Source organism: Oribacterium sp. C9 (genome assembly GCF_002007235.1).
Lineage (GTDB): Bacteria > Bacillota > Clostridia > Lachnospirales > Lachnospiraceae > Oribacterium.
Genome location: NZ_MUHW01000024.1, coordinates 46306 through 63952 on the forward strand (window position 1 = coordinate 46306; position 17647 = coordinate 63952).

General features: G+C 45.1%; 12 protein-coding genes. 9 read left to right on the top strand and 3 right to left on the bottom strand.

Annotated features, from left to right (window positions below; genetic code table 11):
* Positions 1–163: 163 nt before the first annotated feature.
* The 6 genes from BXO88_RS13670 (at position 164) to BXO88_RS13695 (ending at position 7221) form a co-directional block, all read left to right on the top strand.
* Complete coding sequence (locus BXO88_RS13670; protein WP_078038288.1) at positions 164–1843, top strand: ABC transporter substrate-binding protein; 1680 nt, start codon at positions 164–166, stop codon at positions 1841–1843.
* A 109-nt stretch (positions 1844–1952) separates the two neighbouring features.
* A complete protein-coding gene (locus tag BXO88_RS13675; RefSeq protein ID WP_078038289.1) occupies positions 1953–2879 on the top strand; it encodes an ABC transporter permease in 927 nt (308 codons plus the stop codon).
* Between the two features lie 14 nt (positions 2880–2893).
* Entirely contained in the window at positions 2894–3802 is a 909-nt protein-coding gene (locus BXO88_RS13680; RefSeq protein ID WP_078038290.1) for an ABC transporter permease, read from the top strand.
* A gap of 90 nt (positions 3803–3892) precedes the next feature.
* Complete coding sequence (locus BXO88_RS13685) at positions 3893–4903, top strand: ABC transporter ATP-binding protein (RefSeq protein WP_078038291.1); 1011 nt, start codon at positions 3893–3895, stop codon at positions 4901–4903.
* Between the two features lie 114 nt (positions 4904–5017).
* Positions 5018–6019: an ABC transporter ATP-binding protein gene (locus tag BXO88_RS13690; RefSeq protein WP_078038292.1), complete on the top strand. Its 1002-nt coding sequence runs from the start codon at positions 5018–5020 to the stop codon at positions 6017–6019.
* 116 nt (positions 6020–6135) lie between these two features.
* Positions 6136–7221, top strand: a complete 1086-nt coding sequence (locus BXO88_RS13695; protein WP_078038293.1) for a M42 family metallopeptidase — start codon at positions 6136–6138, stop codon at positions 7219–7221.
* Between the two features lie 74 nt (positions 7222–7295).
* Here the strand turns inward: BXO88_RS13695 and BXO88_RS16580 are convergent, their stop codons facing one another.
* The gene (locus BXO88_RS16580) at positions 7296–7463 is read right to left on the bottom strand and encodes a hypothetical protein (RefSeq protein ID WP_168171718.1); all 168 of its coding nucleotides are present in this window, start codon (positions 7461–7463) and stop codon (positions 7296–7298) included.
* A 252-nt stretch (positions 7464–7715) separates the two neighbouring features.
* Between BXO88_RS16580 and BXO88_RS13700 the strand changes: the two genes are divergently transcribed.
* Positions 7716–10727 (top strand): EAL domain-containing protein, encoded by a 3012-nt coding sequence (locus tag BXO88_RS13700; protein WP_168171719.1) that lies wholly within the window; start codon positions 7716–7718, stop codon positions 10725–10727.
* Positions 10728–10754: 27 nt separating this feature from the next.
* Complete coding sequence (locus BXO88_RS13705; protein ID WP_168171720.1) at positions 10755–13334, top strand: PstS family phosphate ABC transporter substrate-binding protein; 2580 nt, start codon at positions 10755–10757, stop codon at positions 13332–13334.
* Between the two features lie 80 nt (positions 13335–13414).
* Here BXO88_RS13705 and BXO88_RS13710 read toward each other — a convergent pair whose 3' ends face one another.
* Together BXO88_RS13710 and BXO88_RS13715 are read right to left on the bottom strand one after the other, a co-directional pair.
* Complete coding sequence (locus BXO88_RS13710) at positions 13415–14707, bottom strand: homoserine dehydrogenase (protein ID WP_168171721.1); 1293 nt, start codon at positions 14705–14707, stop codon at positions 13415–13417.
* 324 nt (positions 14708–15031) lie between these two features.
* The gene (locus tag BXO88_RS13715) at positions 15032–16726 is read right to left on the bottom strand and encodes a phospho-sugar mutase (protein ID WP_078038297.1); all 1695 of its coding nucleotides are present in this window, start codon (positions 16724–16726) and stop codon (positions 15032–15034) included.
* 206 nt (positions 16727–16932) lie between these two features.
* Between BXO88_RS13715 and BXO88_RS13720 the strand changes: the two genes are divergently transcribed.
* On the top strand, positions 16933–17532 hold the full coding sequence (locus BXO88_RS13720) for a biotin transporter BioY (protein ID WP_078038298.1): 600 nt from the start codon (positions 16933–16935) through the stop codon (positions 17530–17532).
* The last annotated feature ends 115 nt before the right edge of the window (positions 17533–17647 follow it).

The window sequence follows — 17647 nt, forward strand, 5'->3', positions numbered from 1 at the left end:
CCGGTTTACGAAAGACTACTATATCTCCATGACATATTATTTTTTCCAGATATTACTATGAAATTAATATGTCACCTGAGCAAATCTCAGTCATTCCGGGAAGTCAGTTTTTCACAAAATAACAACCAGACATGATGACTTTCCCATGGGTAGGAGGAAGAATATGAAAAAGCAAATCTTGGCTGTATTATCCGCGCTTGCTGTTTCAGCAACAGCACTCAGCGCCTGCAGCGCACCAACAACAGGAAATGTACCTGATTCATCAACAACTTCAGGAGAACCTTCAAAGGCAGCAGAGTCAACTGAAACAACAGAAGCTGCAGCAAATGATAACACCGGCTCGGAACGTAAGGTTCTTAAGTTCGGACAGGCAAATGCAGGAGACGGTCTCGACATGCAGATCTCAACTTCATCAAGAGCCGCATCTATAGCCGATGAAATAACAGAGTCTATGCTTCGTTTCACAGAGGATAATGAGGAGGTTCCTGTTCTTCTTACAGATTTTCCTACTATCTCAGAGGATGGTCTTCTTTACAGCTTCGAACTGAAGCAGGGTGTACATTTTACAAACGGTGCAGAGCTTAAGGCTTCTGACGTAAAGTTCACCTTTGAGCGTATGTTCACACCTGATACCGGAGCAAAGTCAACAGCTTACTTCAAGATGATCAAGGGCGCACAGGACATGCTGGACGGAAAGGCAACTGAGCTCAGCGGTTTCGAGATTCAGGACGATTATCATTTCACCATCACTCTGGACTATGCATTTGCACCTTTCTTAAAGAACATCGCCACATCCTATGCAGACATCTTCCCTGAGGAGGCATGCCGCGCGGCAGGAGACAAATGGGGCTTCGGAACAGACCTCATCGGAACAGGTCCATACAAGATCGAGTCAAACGACGATTCCACACAGGTAACTCTCGTTAAGAACGAAGACTACCATGGCGGTGAAGTGAACCTCGACGAGATCGATTTCATATACTACGACGACGATCAGACAAAGCTTATCGCTTATGAGAACGGAGACATCGATCTTGCAGATCTCAATGCTTCACTCTTAAGCCAGTATCAGGAGAGCCACGGTGACGAAATCACTGCTTACCATCCTCTGGGAACCGCCTTTATCTCTCTTAACTTAAAGGCTGATTACATCAAGGATATCAACGTAAGAAAGGCAATCTCTCTTGCAATCAACCGTGAGGAGCTGGTTGACACAATCCTTAACGGTGCAGGAGTTCCTGCAACAAGCTTCCTTAACAACAGCATCCCGGGACATGACGACTCACTTCCGGTTTACACCTACGATCCTGAGGAGGCTAAAAAGCTTCTTGCAGATGCAGGTTACGGTGACGGAATCACCATCGATGCCGAGGTGCGTCAGACAGACCAGACCGTTTTCGCTGCACTTCAGGGCTATCTTCAGGAGGTAGGCATTAACCTTAATCTCAATGTTGTGGATAATGCCACATGGACTTCAGACAGAACAGCAGGAAAGATCCCTGTAACAGGCATGACATGGAACGCTCTCTATCCTGACGGTGATTTCCAGATGTACAACTACTTCTACTCAAAGAACTCAGATGCTCAGGGTGTATACTATAACAATGCCGACTTCGACAAGGATCTTGATGAGGCAAGAGTTCTGACTGACGAGACAAAGCGCGCCGAGCTCTACAAGGATGCTGACAGACTTCTTTCACTTGAGGACTATGCATGTATCCCGCTTTACTATCCGCAGAGCCAGTTCATCGCAAAGCCTTATGTAAAGAACTATAAGGTCGGAAACCTCATCTATCATTTCTTCGATGTGGATATAGACGCAGCCGCAAAGGCTCAGAGCTGATAAAGGTCGAAAATAACATATAAGTTTCTGATATCTCAAATGGATGTCGTTCGGGTAATTTGCGAACGGCATCTTTTGTGGATTAAATACTATTTCCGGAGGAATATCTATGTGGCGCTATGTGCTGAAACGTGCACTGCTTGCCGTTTCCATCATTTTTTCCATCTCACTCATTACTTTCCTTATTCTCAATGTCCTGCCCGGTGATCCGGTGGCCATGATGCTGGGAGAGTTCGCAGACGCAAACAAAATAAAAGAGGTAAGACACAATATGGGGCTGGACCTGCCCCTCTGGCAGCAGTATCTCCAGTGGATAACCAATCTTGTAAAGGGGGATTTCGGAAGCAGTTATTTCCAGAAAAAGCCCGTTTTGTTCCTGATACTTCAGGCATTTCAGTATACTTCCTATCTTGCGGCCATGGCTTACATCATAGCTCTCATCATCGGACTCTTCATGGGCATCATAGCAGCAGTAAATCACGGAAGCTGGCTTGACAGATTCCTCATGAGCATTTCGGTTCTCGGAATCTCGGCACCATCCTTCTGGGTAGCAATACTTCTCCAGATTTACATCGGTCTCAGATTCAAGATCTTTCCGGTTTCAGGCGTACAGACTTCCATAGGCTATGTGCTTCCAGCCATAGCTCTCGGAACCAGATATGCAGCATCCATCTCAAGAGTCACCAGGGCATCCATGATGGAAGTAATGGGGCAGGACTTTATCCGTACTGCTTACGCAAAGGGACTTAATCCCTTTCGTATCGTCATGGTACATATCTTCCGTAATGCTCTTATTCCTGTCATCACCATCATCGGTGCTGATATAGGTTCACTTCTCACCGGTTCCATGATCACTGAAAATGTCTTCAATATTCCCGGAATCGGCAAGCTCCTTATCGACGCCATAAACAGAAGAGACATACCTCTCGTTCAGGGCGGTGTGATATATGTTGCCGCTGTCTGCGTTCTCATCTATTTCATAGTTGATGTACTTTACGCTGTGGTAAATCCGAATATAAGACTCGGTGATAAATAAGATTGGAGTTTACGATGAAAAAAAGCATAGCACTTAAACTGGATTCCTTCGGAAAAGAGATAGTGAAGGTGGAAAAACCTCACGGCTACTACTACGAAAGCTTCCGTATATTCAGAAAGAACAAGGTAGCCATGATCTCCCTCGGAATCCTGATACTCCTTATACTGCTTGCCATAGCGGCACCGTTTATAACTTCCTTTGATCCTGACAAGCAGGTGCTTTCCGAGCGTCTTCTTTCACCGGGAGTGAAGGGGCACCTGTTTGGCACAGATGAATTCGGGCGGGACATTTTCACAAGATGCATCTACGGATGCAGGATCTCCCTTTCGGTAGGTATCATTTCTCAGCTCATAGCCTCGGTAATAGGCTACCTTATGGGCGTTTCCGCCGGATATTTCGGAAAGAAGACCGATGATGTTATCTCATTTCTCATTCAGGTTTTCAGCAGTATTCCCTTCCTGCTCTTTGCCATGGCACTTATGTATGCTCTTGGTTCAGGGCTCATGAATCTTTATCTGTCTCTTGGTCTTTTAAGCTGGGCAAATACAGCAAGACTTATACGAGGTCAGGTTCTGACTCTTAAGCAGCAGGAATACATTCAGGCCTGTATAGTTAACGGAGGCTCCAGTGCCCGCATCATCTTCAAGCACCTGCTTCCTAACTGTATCCCCATGCTTATCATCACAAACACTCTGGGCATACCTTCTGCCATTCTTACAGAAGCAAGCCTCAGCTTCCTGGGATTAGGTGTACCGAGCCCTACCGCAAGCTGGGGAGCCATGATCTCATCAGCCCAGACCTACATAAGGACCAACACCTACTACAGCCTTTTTCCGGGACTTTTCATCATAGCTTCCGTTATGGCCTTCAATATGCTGGGAGACGGCCTCAGGGATGCTTTGGATCCTAAGCTTCATAAGTGAGAACTATCTACATCCTCGACAGGGTCTTTCAAAAAACCGTGGCGACAGGATTACATATTTTGACATTAATCAAAAAGAAGAGAAGTAAATATGTCCGAGAATACAGAAAAAAACATACTTGAAATCAGGGATCTGAATGTAGATCTCTTTACGGAGAGAGGAGTACTTCCGGTCCTTTCCCATATCAATCTTAATCTTAAAGAGGGAGAGATACTTGGAGTTGTAGGCGAAAGCGGCTGCGGAAAAAGCATGCTTGCATCTGCCATCATGGGGCTCGTGGATAAGCCGGGAAAAATAACCGGCGGAGAGATACTCTTTGATAGTGAGGATCTGGTAAGCGCAGGTAAGAAGCGTCTTCAGGAGATAAGGGGCAATGCCATCTCCATGATATTTCAGGAACCCATGACAAGTCTTAATCCTCTCATGTCCTGTGGAAAACAGATCACCGAGGCCATACTTGCCCACAAGAAGATATCACGTAAGGAAGCCTCTTCTCAGGCTCTCGAAATGATCCGTTCTGTAGGTATCCCCATGCCGGAGAAGATCTTTGATGCCATCCCTTCAAGACTTTCAGGCGGAATGAGACAGCGTATCATGATCGCCATGGCACTTTGCCTTAAGCCAAGACTCCTCATATGTGATGAGCCTACAACTGCTCTTGATGTAACTGTACAGGCTCAGATCCTTTACCTCATCAAAAAGCTCAGAAAAGAATTTAAGACCACTGTCATATTCATAAGTCATGACATGGGAGTCATTTCACAGATGTCTGACAGAGTGGCTGTCATGTATGCCGGTCAGGTGGTTGAGATAGCAGATAAGAAAGATATCTTTTCCATGCCTTCACATCCCTATACTGTAGGTCTTGAGGCTGCCATTCCAAAGATGGACAGCGATACCGACAAGCTCGAAAGTATTCCGGGTTCTGTGCCTATGCTATATGAACTTCCGGAAGGCTGCCTCTTCTCAACCAGATGCTCACACTGCACAGATCAGTGTAAGCTTAAGAGACCTGAGCTTACCATATTGGATGAGGCGTATCCGGATCATCTCGTAAGATGTATCAATAAAGACTGCTTAGCTGTGCAGCACAGTTCCTGATGATCCAAAAGGATAAATCAAGAAGAATGCTTAGGGCTACAGCATAGTGTCTTGGAATCATACAGTGCAAATTGAATAAAACAGCTGTTAATTTTAGCGAAAGGTAACTTCTTTATGGAAACAACTATATCCGAAAGAAAAAATACAGAGCCGATCTTAAGGGTCGAGCATCTGAAAAAATACTACACCTATGGCAACGGTTTCTTATCCCACAGAAAGACAGTCATAAAGGCTGTTGATGACGTTTCTTTATCACTATATCCGGGTGAGACCCTCGCCATAGTAGGAGAGAGCGGCTGCGGAAAATCCACCACAGCAAAATCCATAATCCGAATCACTGATCCTACTGAGGGAACTATCACTCTCCACGGAAAGGATTTCGGAAAGCTGTCGGGAAAGGAACTTAAATCCGCAAGACAGAAGATAAAAATGATCTTTCAGGATCCTTATTCTGCATTGAATCCACGTATGACAGTACGTGACATAATAGCAGAGCCCATAGATATTTCAGGCTCATACAGGACACAGGCAGAAAGAGAAGAGAAGATTCTGGAAGCCTGCGATATGGTTGGTCTGAACCGGGATTATCTGGACCGTTATCCTCATGAATTTTCGGGAGGTCAGAGACAGAGAATAGGCATCGCAAGAGCGATCATCGAGAAGCCTGATGTTATCCTGTGCGATGAACCGGTGTCAGCATTGGACGTATCCATACAGGCAAAGGTCATAAATCTATTAAAGGAACTTCAGGACAAGCTCGGGGTCTCATACATCTTTATTTCCCACGATCTAAGTGTAGTGAGGCATGTGGCAGACCGTGTGATGGTCATGTATCTCGGTCACGTTGTTGAGGAAGGCAGCAGGGATGATATCTTCAATTCTCCGAAACACCCCTATACTCGCATCCTACTTGACAGTATCCCTTCGATCGGGAAGGAAATGCCGGAGGATGAACAGCAGCTTATAGCGGGAGACCTTCCTTCTCCGGAAAACCCGCCGTCAGGATGCTGTTTCCACACAAGGTGCCCGCACTGCAGTGAACAGTGCAGGAACACTGCACCGGCACTTACAGAGGTTCCGGGACAGCCGGGACACAGAATGGCATGTTTTTGCTGACCGAATGAAAAATATTCCATATTTATCACTAAATTCAAAAAATGCAGAAAAACTAAATTAACGAGTCAGCCACATGCAATATGAATACGGCATTAACTGACTCGGGGAGGAAAATAATGAAACTTTCAAAAGAAGAGATAGCATCAGATTTCAGAAGACTGATAAAACCACTTTCAGAGACATTCGGTCCATCAGGACAGGAGGATGAGGTCTATGACCTTATAGAAAAAGAGATAAAGGACTATGGTGTCAGCATTTCCACCGACGTGATGGGTAATCTCATCGCATATAAAAAAGGAACTCGCCCGGGAAAGCTTATGGTGGCTGCCCACATGGATGAGATAGGACTCATTATCCGCTATATCAACGAAAAGGGCTTTCTCTATGTGGAGACCCTCGGAGGTATCGCACCCCAGCAGTTCTTCGGAAAGCACGTTATCATACGTACTGAATCAGGAAAGCACATTGACGGTATCATAAATTCACTTCATCCCGGACGCCCCGACCGATGCATGGAGATGCCGAAATCAGCAGGAGAGTTCTTCATCGAAGTAGGTGCCGACTCAAGAGAAGAGGTTCTGGAAATGGGCATACAGGTGGGAGACTCAGTATCCATCGACTACCCTGTCATAGAGCTGGGAAAGCACAGGATAGGCGGCAAGGCCATGGATGACAGAGCCCTGGTGTTTATGCTTATAGAGGTTCTCAAGATGCTGAAGGATGAGGATGATACACCTGATCTTTATGCTGTATTCACCACTCAGGAAGAGGTAGGTGCGAGAGGTGCCATAGTTGCAGCCAGAAACATTGAGCCTGATATGGCTATCGCCCTTGATATGAGCCTCGGAACGGATATCCCCGGCGTTTCTGCAGGACTTCAAGTAAATGAACTTGGAAAGGGTGCCTCCATAAAGATCATGGACAAGACCACAACAGGAATATACGGTCTACTTTCCGACAGAAAGATCGTAAAGGAAATGAAGGATATCTGCAGAGAAAATGACATCCCTTACCAGATAGAGGCCTATGCTGCAGGTGCCACAGATGCTTCATTTATCCAGACCCTGAACGGCGGGATCCGTTCAGGCGGGATCCAGATTCCTATGAGATACGTGCATAGCTACGAGGTGGTGGATGTACGCGACATGGTGAACTGTGTAGAACTTCTGTATCATTTCGTAAAGAAAACTGAAGTACTCTGATTCTTAATATATACCACAACAGATGAAAAAACGGTGCTGTACTTAGTACAGCACCGTTTTTTCATTTAACACCCTCAATGAACTGATTTATCCCTAAAATCATTTTTAACTCTAACTCTGACAGGCTCTGCCATTTCTTTCATCAAATTAAGCAGTCCTCCGACTGTGATCAATACTATAATTCCTGCAGAAGCTGTAATCGCTGTAAAATCCATAACCGCTGTCCATACGTTCAACATCATAATCCGTCCTCCATGACTTTTTTATTTCATGTGGAGACTATATCAGAGTCTCCATCACAAAACTGTCACAGATAAATCAGACATAAAAAATCTATAAAAGCTTAGTGTACACGCCGGAACCGCCAGCCTTAACGCATCTGTCACATCGAAAAATTAAAATGTGACACTATTGTGATTCACAACATGATAGATTTAATGTACACATTGATAGGGATAATCACCACACCCCATTCAGGAGCTAAAAAAAAATATATGAGAGAATCAGTAAATGTAGCTGAACTTGTAGATATAGATAACAGTCTCAATAGCTTCAATATGCCCGTACAGCTGGAGTATGACTCACTGACAGGGCTTCTTTCCCGTGCGTCCTTTTTGGAAAAAGCTGCCAATGATATACCGGATCTCCTTAAAAGATACGGCCATGCTGTCATCATAACTCTGGATCTCAAGGATATGAAGGGCTTCAACTCAAGCTACGGACAGGAAGCAGGAGACAGACTTCTATGCGGAATAGCTGATATTCTGAAGCAGCATTTCGGAACAGAGCACTGTTCACGCTTTGGTGAAGACCGTTACTACGTTTTCACAAGAGCAGTGGGCATAGACATAGAGCTGGGCGGAATCATTAAACAGATACAAAACATAAATAACGGACATACCCTTCCGGTCCGAATGGGAATCTGTGCCATCAACGACGATGGTCTGTCAGTGGACATCGCCTGTGACAGAGCACGTACCGCATGCGATACCCTTCGTGGAAGCTATGATTCAGGGTTTGTCTGGTTCGATGAAAAGCTTGCAGACGAAAATAAAAAAAAGGAATACATCATCAAGAATCTGGATACCGCCCTTGCAAAGGGATGGATACAGGTCTATCTCCAGCCCGTTATCCGTACGCTTACGGGTGAACTCTGCGGTTTCGAGGCACTTTCGAGATGGATAGACCCTAAGTACGGTCTGATTTCACCAAATCACTTTATCTCTATACTTGAGCAGAACAGGCTTTCCCACAAGCTGGACAATTACGTGGTCCTAAAGGTCGTGAAGCTTCTTCGTGAGCGGCAGGACAATGATCTTCCTGTAGTGCCTGTTTCCATCAATATCTCGAGAGCGGATTTCGTAGTGAGCGATTCCGTTTCCTACATAACAGAGATCGTAAATAAATACGGCGTCCGTAAGAATCTCATCAACATAGAGATCACAGAGACCGCCATGGTCAGTGATAACGGCATCATCTCTACAGCCATCGACAGATTCCGTGATGAAGGATTTTCTGTATGGATGGATGATTTCGGAAGCGGATATTCCTCCCTTAACGTACTGAAGGATTTCATGTTTGACCAGATAAAGATAGACATGGCCTTCTTCAAGAACTTCAATGAACGCTCAAAGACTATCGTCACCATGATGATAGAGATGGCAAAAAAGCTCGGGATACATACATTGGCAGAAGGCGTGGATAACTATGAACTCCTGAATTTCCTGAGAAGCATCGGCTGTGAAAAGATACAGGGACACTTCTTCGGAAAAGCCATGCCCTGTGATGAGATAGAAGACTATCTGGCAACCCGTAACATCACATGGGAAGCCAGACACAATGCAATCATGTACGATAAGGCAGGTCTTGCCAATGTTATCGTCGATAATCCTGTGGCTCTCTTCCTTTCAGACGGCAGCTCCTTTAAGGGACTGTACTGCAACGATGAATTCAGAGATATCCTTATGACAGCAGGATACGAGGATCTGTCTGCATTTGAAAGGGATATGAATCTTCCCGAAAGTCCAAAGGGCAGAAAATGCCGTGATCTTTCATACAAGGCAAAACGTCACAATGCAGAAGAGTACATGACCTTCCTTGCAAACAACAATTACTACCGCCTGTCCTTCAGAGTGATCGCAGCAAGTAACGAGACCTATATACTTTACACCACCATGGACAGCCTGGTTTATGACAATGACAGAAGCCACACCTCCGAGCTTGACACCATCGCAAGAAAGATAATGTTCAATTATGACAGCATACATTATGTTGATATGATCGAACATACCGGCTCTATCATCGCAAGCAATATCCCTACAGAAAAGGTGGGCGACGTGATAGAGGATACAACTTCATACTATTCCGAGCATGTGATGCAGTACATCCATCCTAACGAGCATAAAAGATGGACAGAGTTCGTGTCTTATGGAAACATTCGCAGCATACTGAAGAACAATAAAAGAGGAAATTTCTCCGCACTGTTCCGGATGCGTCAGATAGATGGAAGCTTTGAGTGGACAGAGTTTACTGTCACCTCCTTCAGAGGCGCCAACTCCCATAAGCTTCTGGTGAGCAGCAAGCCTGCCATAATCAATGATCCTGATGTAATGAATGTCGTAGAAGAGCTTGTGCGGAATGATTCTGGAAATACTGAAAATACTCATATCGTTTCTGAAAATATCTGGGATCTGCTCATGAACAAGAGTGATGTTAAGTTCTTTTGGAAGGACAGAAACTTACGTTTCCTCGGGGCAAGTAAAGCCTTTTACGATTACTATGGTCTTACTGCAGAGCAGGTTGTCGGAAGGACCAGTGAGGAGATGGGATGGCACATAGATAATTCCATCTCGAAAAAAACAGATGAATCTATCATAAATAAAGGCGAAGTTGTTAAGGAAGCATTAAGACAAAATATAGTAAATGGTGTATCCCACCGTATAGCAGTAACCAAGTATCCACTGTATAATAAAGGTAAGATACAAGGTCTCATGGGATTCTTTGTGGATACCGAAGAGAACACTGTAGAATCAGGCGTCTTCAACTTCACAGATCCTGTTACCGGACTTATGAACGGACGCGGACTTATGGTAGCTTCACTGGAACTTCATGACAACTATCATAAGAATCGTGAGAATTATATACATGTTGTACTGGACATTCCTGAGTACACAGACATCCAGGAGGATTATGGGGATACTGCATCTCAGGAGCTTCTCTGTAAGGTTGCGGACATACTGAGAAGCATTTTCAAAACGAGCTTCATACTTGCCAGAGCCAGCGGTGGACAATTCTCGATCTGTAAAGCCACCACCGGCTTCAATGACATGATGGATCTCGTACAAAAAGCCCAGACGGAAATCCATAATATCCATTCTCTGAATGGCTTCAACTGTACTGTACATGCTGATTACGGCATAGCCAGAGCTTCAGAAGCAAGCACCATTCAGGAAGTAGTGAGCCTTGCATTTACAAGAATGAGAAAGAGTAGAGAACAGAATTTTTAGGCTCAAAGCGGCGGAATGGAGATTATTATGAGAAAACGCATTTCAGCTGCCATGATCGCCATGGCAGCTCTTGCTGTGTCCGGATGTTCCGTTAACAAACCTGTCACAGCACCGGAAACCACTAAAGAAAGTCCTGAAACTACAGAAGCTTTAAAGAAAACTGAAACCACAGCTCCTGAGAAAACAGAAGCAGAAACAGCGGAAGAGACGGTATCTTCTACAGTTCCCATAAAGCTTCCTGACTACCGTTACACCAGAGAAAACTTCCCTCGTATGGATGGCTCAACAGCCACAGTTCCTCTCGGGAAAGCCATTGCAGGAGCTTTTCTGAACATTGCCCCTGAAAAAGCCGGGGATCTCTGTCAGTTCAACAGAACCACCCAGTCGTTCAGAAACCTTCTTTCAGGAGATGCAGATATCCTCATCGTCGGTGAACCCAATGCCAAGGTCTTCAAGGAAATGGATGCCGCCGGGTTCAAATACAGGATCGAAAACATAGCTACAGATGCGCTCATTTTCGTTGTCAATGAGGATAACCCTGTTGATTCCCTGACCACTGACCAGATCAGAGACATTTACTCAGGAAAGATCACAAACTGGAAAGAAGTAGGAGGTAACGATGCCGAGATCATTCCTTTCCAGCGTAATGAAGGCGCCGGTTCCCAGGCGCTGATCCTTAAGCATATCATGAAGGACACTCCTATGGTGGAGGCACCGTCGGGACTTGTGGCATCTGAAATGGGTGAACTCATGACAGCGGTAAAGTCCTACGATAACTCTGCCAATGCCATAGGATATTCCGTTTATTATTATGCCAATGACATGAAAATGGCAAAGGGACTTAAGATCATTGCTGTAGACGGTGTTAAGCCGAATCCCGAAACCATCCGCAATGAGGAATATCCTCATCGTAATGCCTACTACAGTGTGATCCCTGAAGAGGCTGACCTGACCAACGAGCATGTCAAGGGTGCCCGCGTCCTCTATGACTGGCTGGTATCAGAAGACGGTCAGCGTCTCATCTCTTCGATGGGATATGTATCCGTAATGGATGTATCTTCCTTTGGTGATGTGAATCCAAAGGCTTCTCATGATCACGTGGATAATTACACCCGCCTCGATGATGCTCCTGAAGGAAGCCTCACTGAATTGAAGCCTCGGGATGATTATGATCTGATTCTTCCATATGAAGGAAATGCTCTGTATGTAAGCTTCGGCAACGGAGAGGAAGATGGCTACTCCTATCTGGCAGGTTATATGGAAGGCTTTTTCGATGTCCACGGGCGTCTCATTACAGACCCCGTATACAATTCCATCGAATCCATGGATTACTATGACCCTGTGCTCGGTAATGAATTCAGCCTTCCTTACTATCGCGCTATAAAGTACGATATGCCGCCTGATCCTTCGAAGTTCAACTCTGAAGATGTTGATCTCCCTGAAAGCAGCCGCCACCAGCAACTAATCTCAAAGGACGGACGCTTTGTTTCCCCTGAATACGGTTACATCTCAGGCATGAAAGACCATGTGATGTGTAAGCTGTCAGACGAAACTGCAGATTTCGAGATCTATGATCTCGATTCCCGTGTTGTCATGACACTTGAGGATCTCGATGCAGCAAACGGCGGCACGGTTAGGGAAAAGCTGAATATAGATTATCTTTATGATGTTCGCTACAGCGAAGGGTACTATGTTTTTGAATTCAGCGACGGATACTACTATATAGATGAAAAGACACATAAGATAGCATTGGGACCATACGGATATGCTGAACCCTTTGAGAATGGCCGCGCTTTTGTGCGTATAGGTGACTATGCATCTATCATAGACACTTCAGGAAAGGAGCTGATAGGAAGCGGCTACAATATGGCAGTCATCCTGTCCAACGGCTCAATCGCCGCAAACGACAACATAAAAACTGATCTTTTTGATAGTACAGGTAAACTCATTAAGCAGCTTCCTTACGGCAGCAGTGTGGGACGATATGATTGGGGCTTCTATATCGGCAGCTATAAGGATGGTGCCGGCTGGACCAGCATAGTTTATGACAATGACGGAAATGAACTGGTAGACGACACCGGAGACTTCTGGTCCTTCGGTTCCAAGATTCCCGTAGGCTATGCTTACGGAAATGAAGACGGACCTGTTTCATCCAACAGCGAAGATCGTAAGGGTATCTGGCTCAGGAATTTCATCACAGGTAAGGAGCTGTATATCAACGGATCCTCCTATGCTAATCCTTTCTACACTATAGAAGGAACTGCAGATGTTCCGTATATCACAGTAAGTTTCTATGATGACGCAACCTCCAGATCCAGCGAGACAGTATATGACGCAAAGCTAAAGGAAGTCCATCATGTCAACGGCGGAATAAACGTCACATCCGATAAGCTCAGCAACAAATGGATGTTCACATGCAGCGATTCCGACAGTAATCATTTTGAAATTCATGACAAGGATTTTAAGGTTCTGCTTGAAACTGACGGCTATCCTTCACTTTATGACGGATATGCACTCTTTGTCTGTGACAATGCTTCCATCGGACTTGCTCCTGATGGTAAGGAGATCTTCTGCTATCGCATGAGTGGTTCTTTCGGAAACGAGTAATTAAAGAAACTGCCGCGGGATATCATTATCAATATTTTAAAAGGTTCTGACGTATTCGCCAGAACCTTTTTTTCATACATTTAAGATTTCAATACTCGAAGAACGTTATCTACGGATGATACCGAGCCGTTTGTGAGGAGCACCTGAAGGGCAGTGGTGAGGATACTCTTATCAACATCGTATACTATGAAGATCATCGGAACTGTTCCGCCGGAGTTGTCACCGGCACGCTGCATCATGGTCTTGATGCCGATGCCGTATACACCGAGAGTTGATGCGATCTGTCCGAGAACACCGGGATGATCAACAGCATGACAATGAATGTAATATTGATGAGCTCCTTCACCGGCAAACTCAAGGTTTGCATCATATCTCAAATGTGGAAGCAGATCATAGGCTGCACCCTTCTCGATCTTACGGGCCACACTGACGACATCTCCGATAACAGCACTTCCGGTTGGAAGAGGACCTGCACCTCGTCCGTAAAACATGAGATTATCTACAGCATTTCCGGTTATATAAACCGCATTGAACTCATTGTTGACATTGGCAAGAGGATGGTTTTCAGATACAAGGGACGGCTCAACATTGCAGGTAACCTTGCCGTTCTCGTTGTGAGCGGTAGCAAGAAGCTTTATCTTATAGCCGAATTCTTTTGCAAATGCAATGTCTTCGCTGGTCACTGTTGTGATACCCTTTGTGGGGATATCACCGGGCTTAATGCCTATACCGAAGAGAAGAGAGATGAGGATGGACAGCTTGTTCGCTGCATCGATACCCTCAACATCGGCAGTAGGATCTGCCTCTGCGAAGCCCTTCGCCTGAGCATCCTTAAGTACTTCTTCGTACGGAGTTCCGTTCTCTGTCATCTTAGTAAGTATGTAGTTTGTGGTTCCGTTAAGTATACCCTGAACCTGACTGAACTCATTGGAAATCAAAGCACTGGAGATAGCATTGAGAATAGGGATACCTCCTGCTACGCTCGCCTCGAAACGGAGCATGAGCTGATTCTTGTAGGCCAGCTCCTGAAGCATCTGACCATTGGCAGCAATGGCTGCCTTGTTGGCTGTAACAACATGCTTTCCTGCTCGAAGTGCATCAGCCATAAATGTGGTAGCAGGCTCGATACCTCCGATCAGCTCAACAACGATGTCGATATCCGGATCGTTAATGATATCGTAAGCATCAGTTACATACTTCTCCTTAGGGATATCGATTCCTCTGTCGATCTCAGGGTGACGGTTGAGGATCTTTACGATCTCCAGAGACACACCTGTAGACTGCTCTATCTTTGATCGGCTCATTTCAAGGGTCTGATATGTACCCTTACCGATATTTCCTATGCCCAGCATTCCAATATTTATTTTCTTCATGATTTCTCCGATTTTCCTGATTGAATAGCCGATGTTACGTTAGATGGTTTATCGGCAAAAATTCGTAAAATATATGCTTGGACATTTTATCATAATCTTTTTTTCATAACAATTTCGTTTAAGGAATATCAACGATTAATACAGAAAATACAAGGGCGGGTGCCGGCCCACTCGATTGAAAGTACATCCTGCTTGTCCTGTTCGCACCAGCTGCACCGGAGTGCATCTGGATGCGTACAGTCCTGCACAGTCTGTTCTTTCAACTCGCAAGCCTTGGCACCCATCCCTTGTATTTTCTTCCTATACATCATTCATTATTGTTTATCATTCAACAGTATTTATCATGGCAAGAATTTCATCCTTGAGCTGTTTGTTCACAGCTAAAGCCTTTTCTCTTGAATCCTGATTCGAATAAATGTAGAACTTGATCTTAGGCTCGGTTCCGCTAGGTCTGATGGCAAACCATGAACCGTTCTCAAGGAAGAACTTCATAGCATTCTGTGCCGGGATATCCTCATAGCCGTCCTTATAGTCGATGACCTTCACTACCTTTGAGCCCGCAAGCTCTGTAGGATGATTCTCACGGATCCAGCTCATCATACGCTTGATTCGCTGAGCCCCCGGAATACCTTCGAGAACAAGGTTTGGCTCATCCTCTGCGAAATATCCGTACTTTGCATAAATTTCCTGAAGAACATCCCAAAGGGTCTTTCCCTGCTTTCTGTAGAAGGCGGCAGCCTCAGCTACCAGCATTCCGGCAGAAATACCATCCTTGTCTCTGATATCCTCACACGCCGCATAACCTACAGACTCTTCGTAACCGAAGAGATATTTGAGACCATGCTCATGAAGATAAGGTATTTTTCCACTGATGTTCTTGAAACCTGTAAGGGTCTGGAACATCTTTACACCATAGGCTTCTGCAATGATATCTGAAAGGGTAGAAGTAACTATGGACTTTACCATGGCTCCGTTCTCCGGCAGGGTGCCTGCAGTCTTGTGCCCTTCGAGAATGTAATTTACAAGAAGGTATCCTGTCTGGTTTCCGTTAAGAGGAATGTAGTCACCATCAGCATCCCTGATCTCTATGGCGAATCTGTCCGAGTCAGGGTCTGTTGCCATGAGAAGCTCAGCACCGAACTCTCTTCCGTACTGTTCGCTTAGTTTAAATGCCTTAGGATCCTCAGGATTAGGATAGCCGACTGTTGTGAAATCAGGGTCAGGCATTTCCTGCTCAGGAACTATCTTCCAGTTTCTGAATCCGCGTTCCTTAAGCATCTCACGGAACGGGATAGAGCCGCAGCCGTTGAGCGGTGTATACACAAACGGAATATCCAGATCGATCTCATCCCCGTCATGGATCTTCAGAGCTATCACCTTTTCAAGGTACTCTCTGTCATACTCCTCCCCGAGAACAGTGATGACACCGGATTTAACACCTTCCTCATAGTCTGATTTCTTAATGCCGTCCCAGAGGTCTACAGCATTGATCTTCTCAAGCATACCGTCTGCGACTTCACTTGATACCTGACAGCCATCATCCCAGTATGCCTTATAACCGTTATACTCCTTTGGATTGTGGGATGCGGTAATGTTTATACCAGCCTGTGTCCCGAGGCGTCTCACCATGAAGGCAAGCTCCGGAGTAGGGCGGAGATCAGGAAAGGTATATACCTTTATGCCATTGGCAGCAAAGATTCCAGCAGCAAGCTGAGAGAACTCCTTTGAAAAATGTCTCGGGTCATGGGCTATAACCACACCCTTAGCCATCGCTTCTTTACCATGAGCTACGATATAATCCGCGATACCCTGAGTGGCTTTTCCGACAGTATAAAAATTCATACGGTTTGTACCTGCGCCAACCTTGCCTCTGAGACCTGCCGTTCCGAAGGAAAGATCCTGATAAAAACGATCCTCCTTCTCTGTTTCATCATCCTTTATGGAAAGAAGATCCTGCTTCAAAGGATCTGCATCATCTATTTTATTCAACCATTCTTCATATCTTGACTGATAATCCATATTTATCCTCCTATGTTGTATTTCTATTTATTATAGCTGATATGACTATCTTTCTCCATACAATATGATACATCACAAAATCAGTAAACCATAATCTGAATATAGATTTACGCCATGTCAACCTTTTGCGCCTAATTGGTTGACATGGCGCAGGAGGAAGTTTATATTTATCTCGTTCGAAAAAAATAAATAAAAGGGGATACATCATGAGAAACTCAAAAACATTGGACCTTTGCCTCATAGCACTTTTTACGGCAGTGATAGCAGTAGTAAGTCAGTTTAACATCCCTCTTCCCGGGGGAGTACCTATGACTCTTCAGACATTTATCATTCCTGTGGCAGGCATTGTCCTCGGAAGCAGACGCGGTCTCAGCTCCACACTTATCTATGTTCTACTCGGAGCTATAGGCATACCTGTTTTCACCGGACTCACAGGAGGACTCGGAAAGATACTTGGTGTCACAGGAGGTTTCATCATTTCTTTTCCATTCATAGCACTTTCCGCAGGGCTCTTTGATGAACTGGGAGTACGGCTTTACGGAAGACAAGAGGGTTCTCAGAGAAACATTGGCTATTACGGTTTTGTGCTTATCGGTGTACTCATAGGAAATCTGTTTAATTACGGTATCGGAACACTCTGGTATGTTGCCATGACACACAATACCCTTTCCGCAGCTCTGGCAAGCTGTGTCATACCGTTTATCCCTACTACGATCCTTAAGGACATACTTATAGTTGTTCTGGGACCGGCACTAAAGCATACTCTGTATCAGGCAAGACTCATCAATACAGCAAGTGCGACATAAGGGCTGAAAAGAAAACAATATATAACCGGGACAGAATTAAAGTGTGGATGTCAGATAACCTGGTATGCTACCCGTCAAGCGGACAGTAAAAAATCAAAAAGTTCCCTACCGCCAG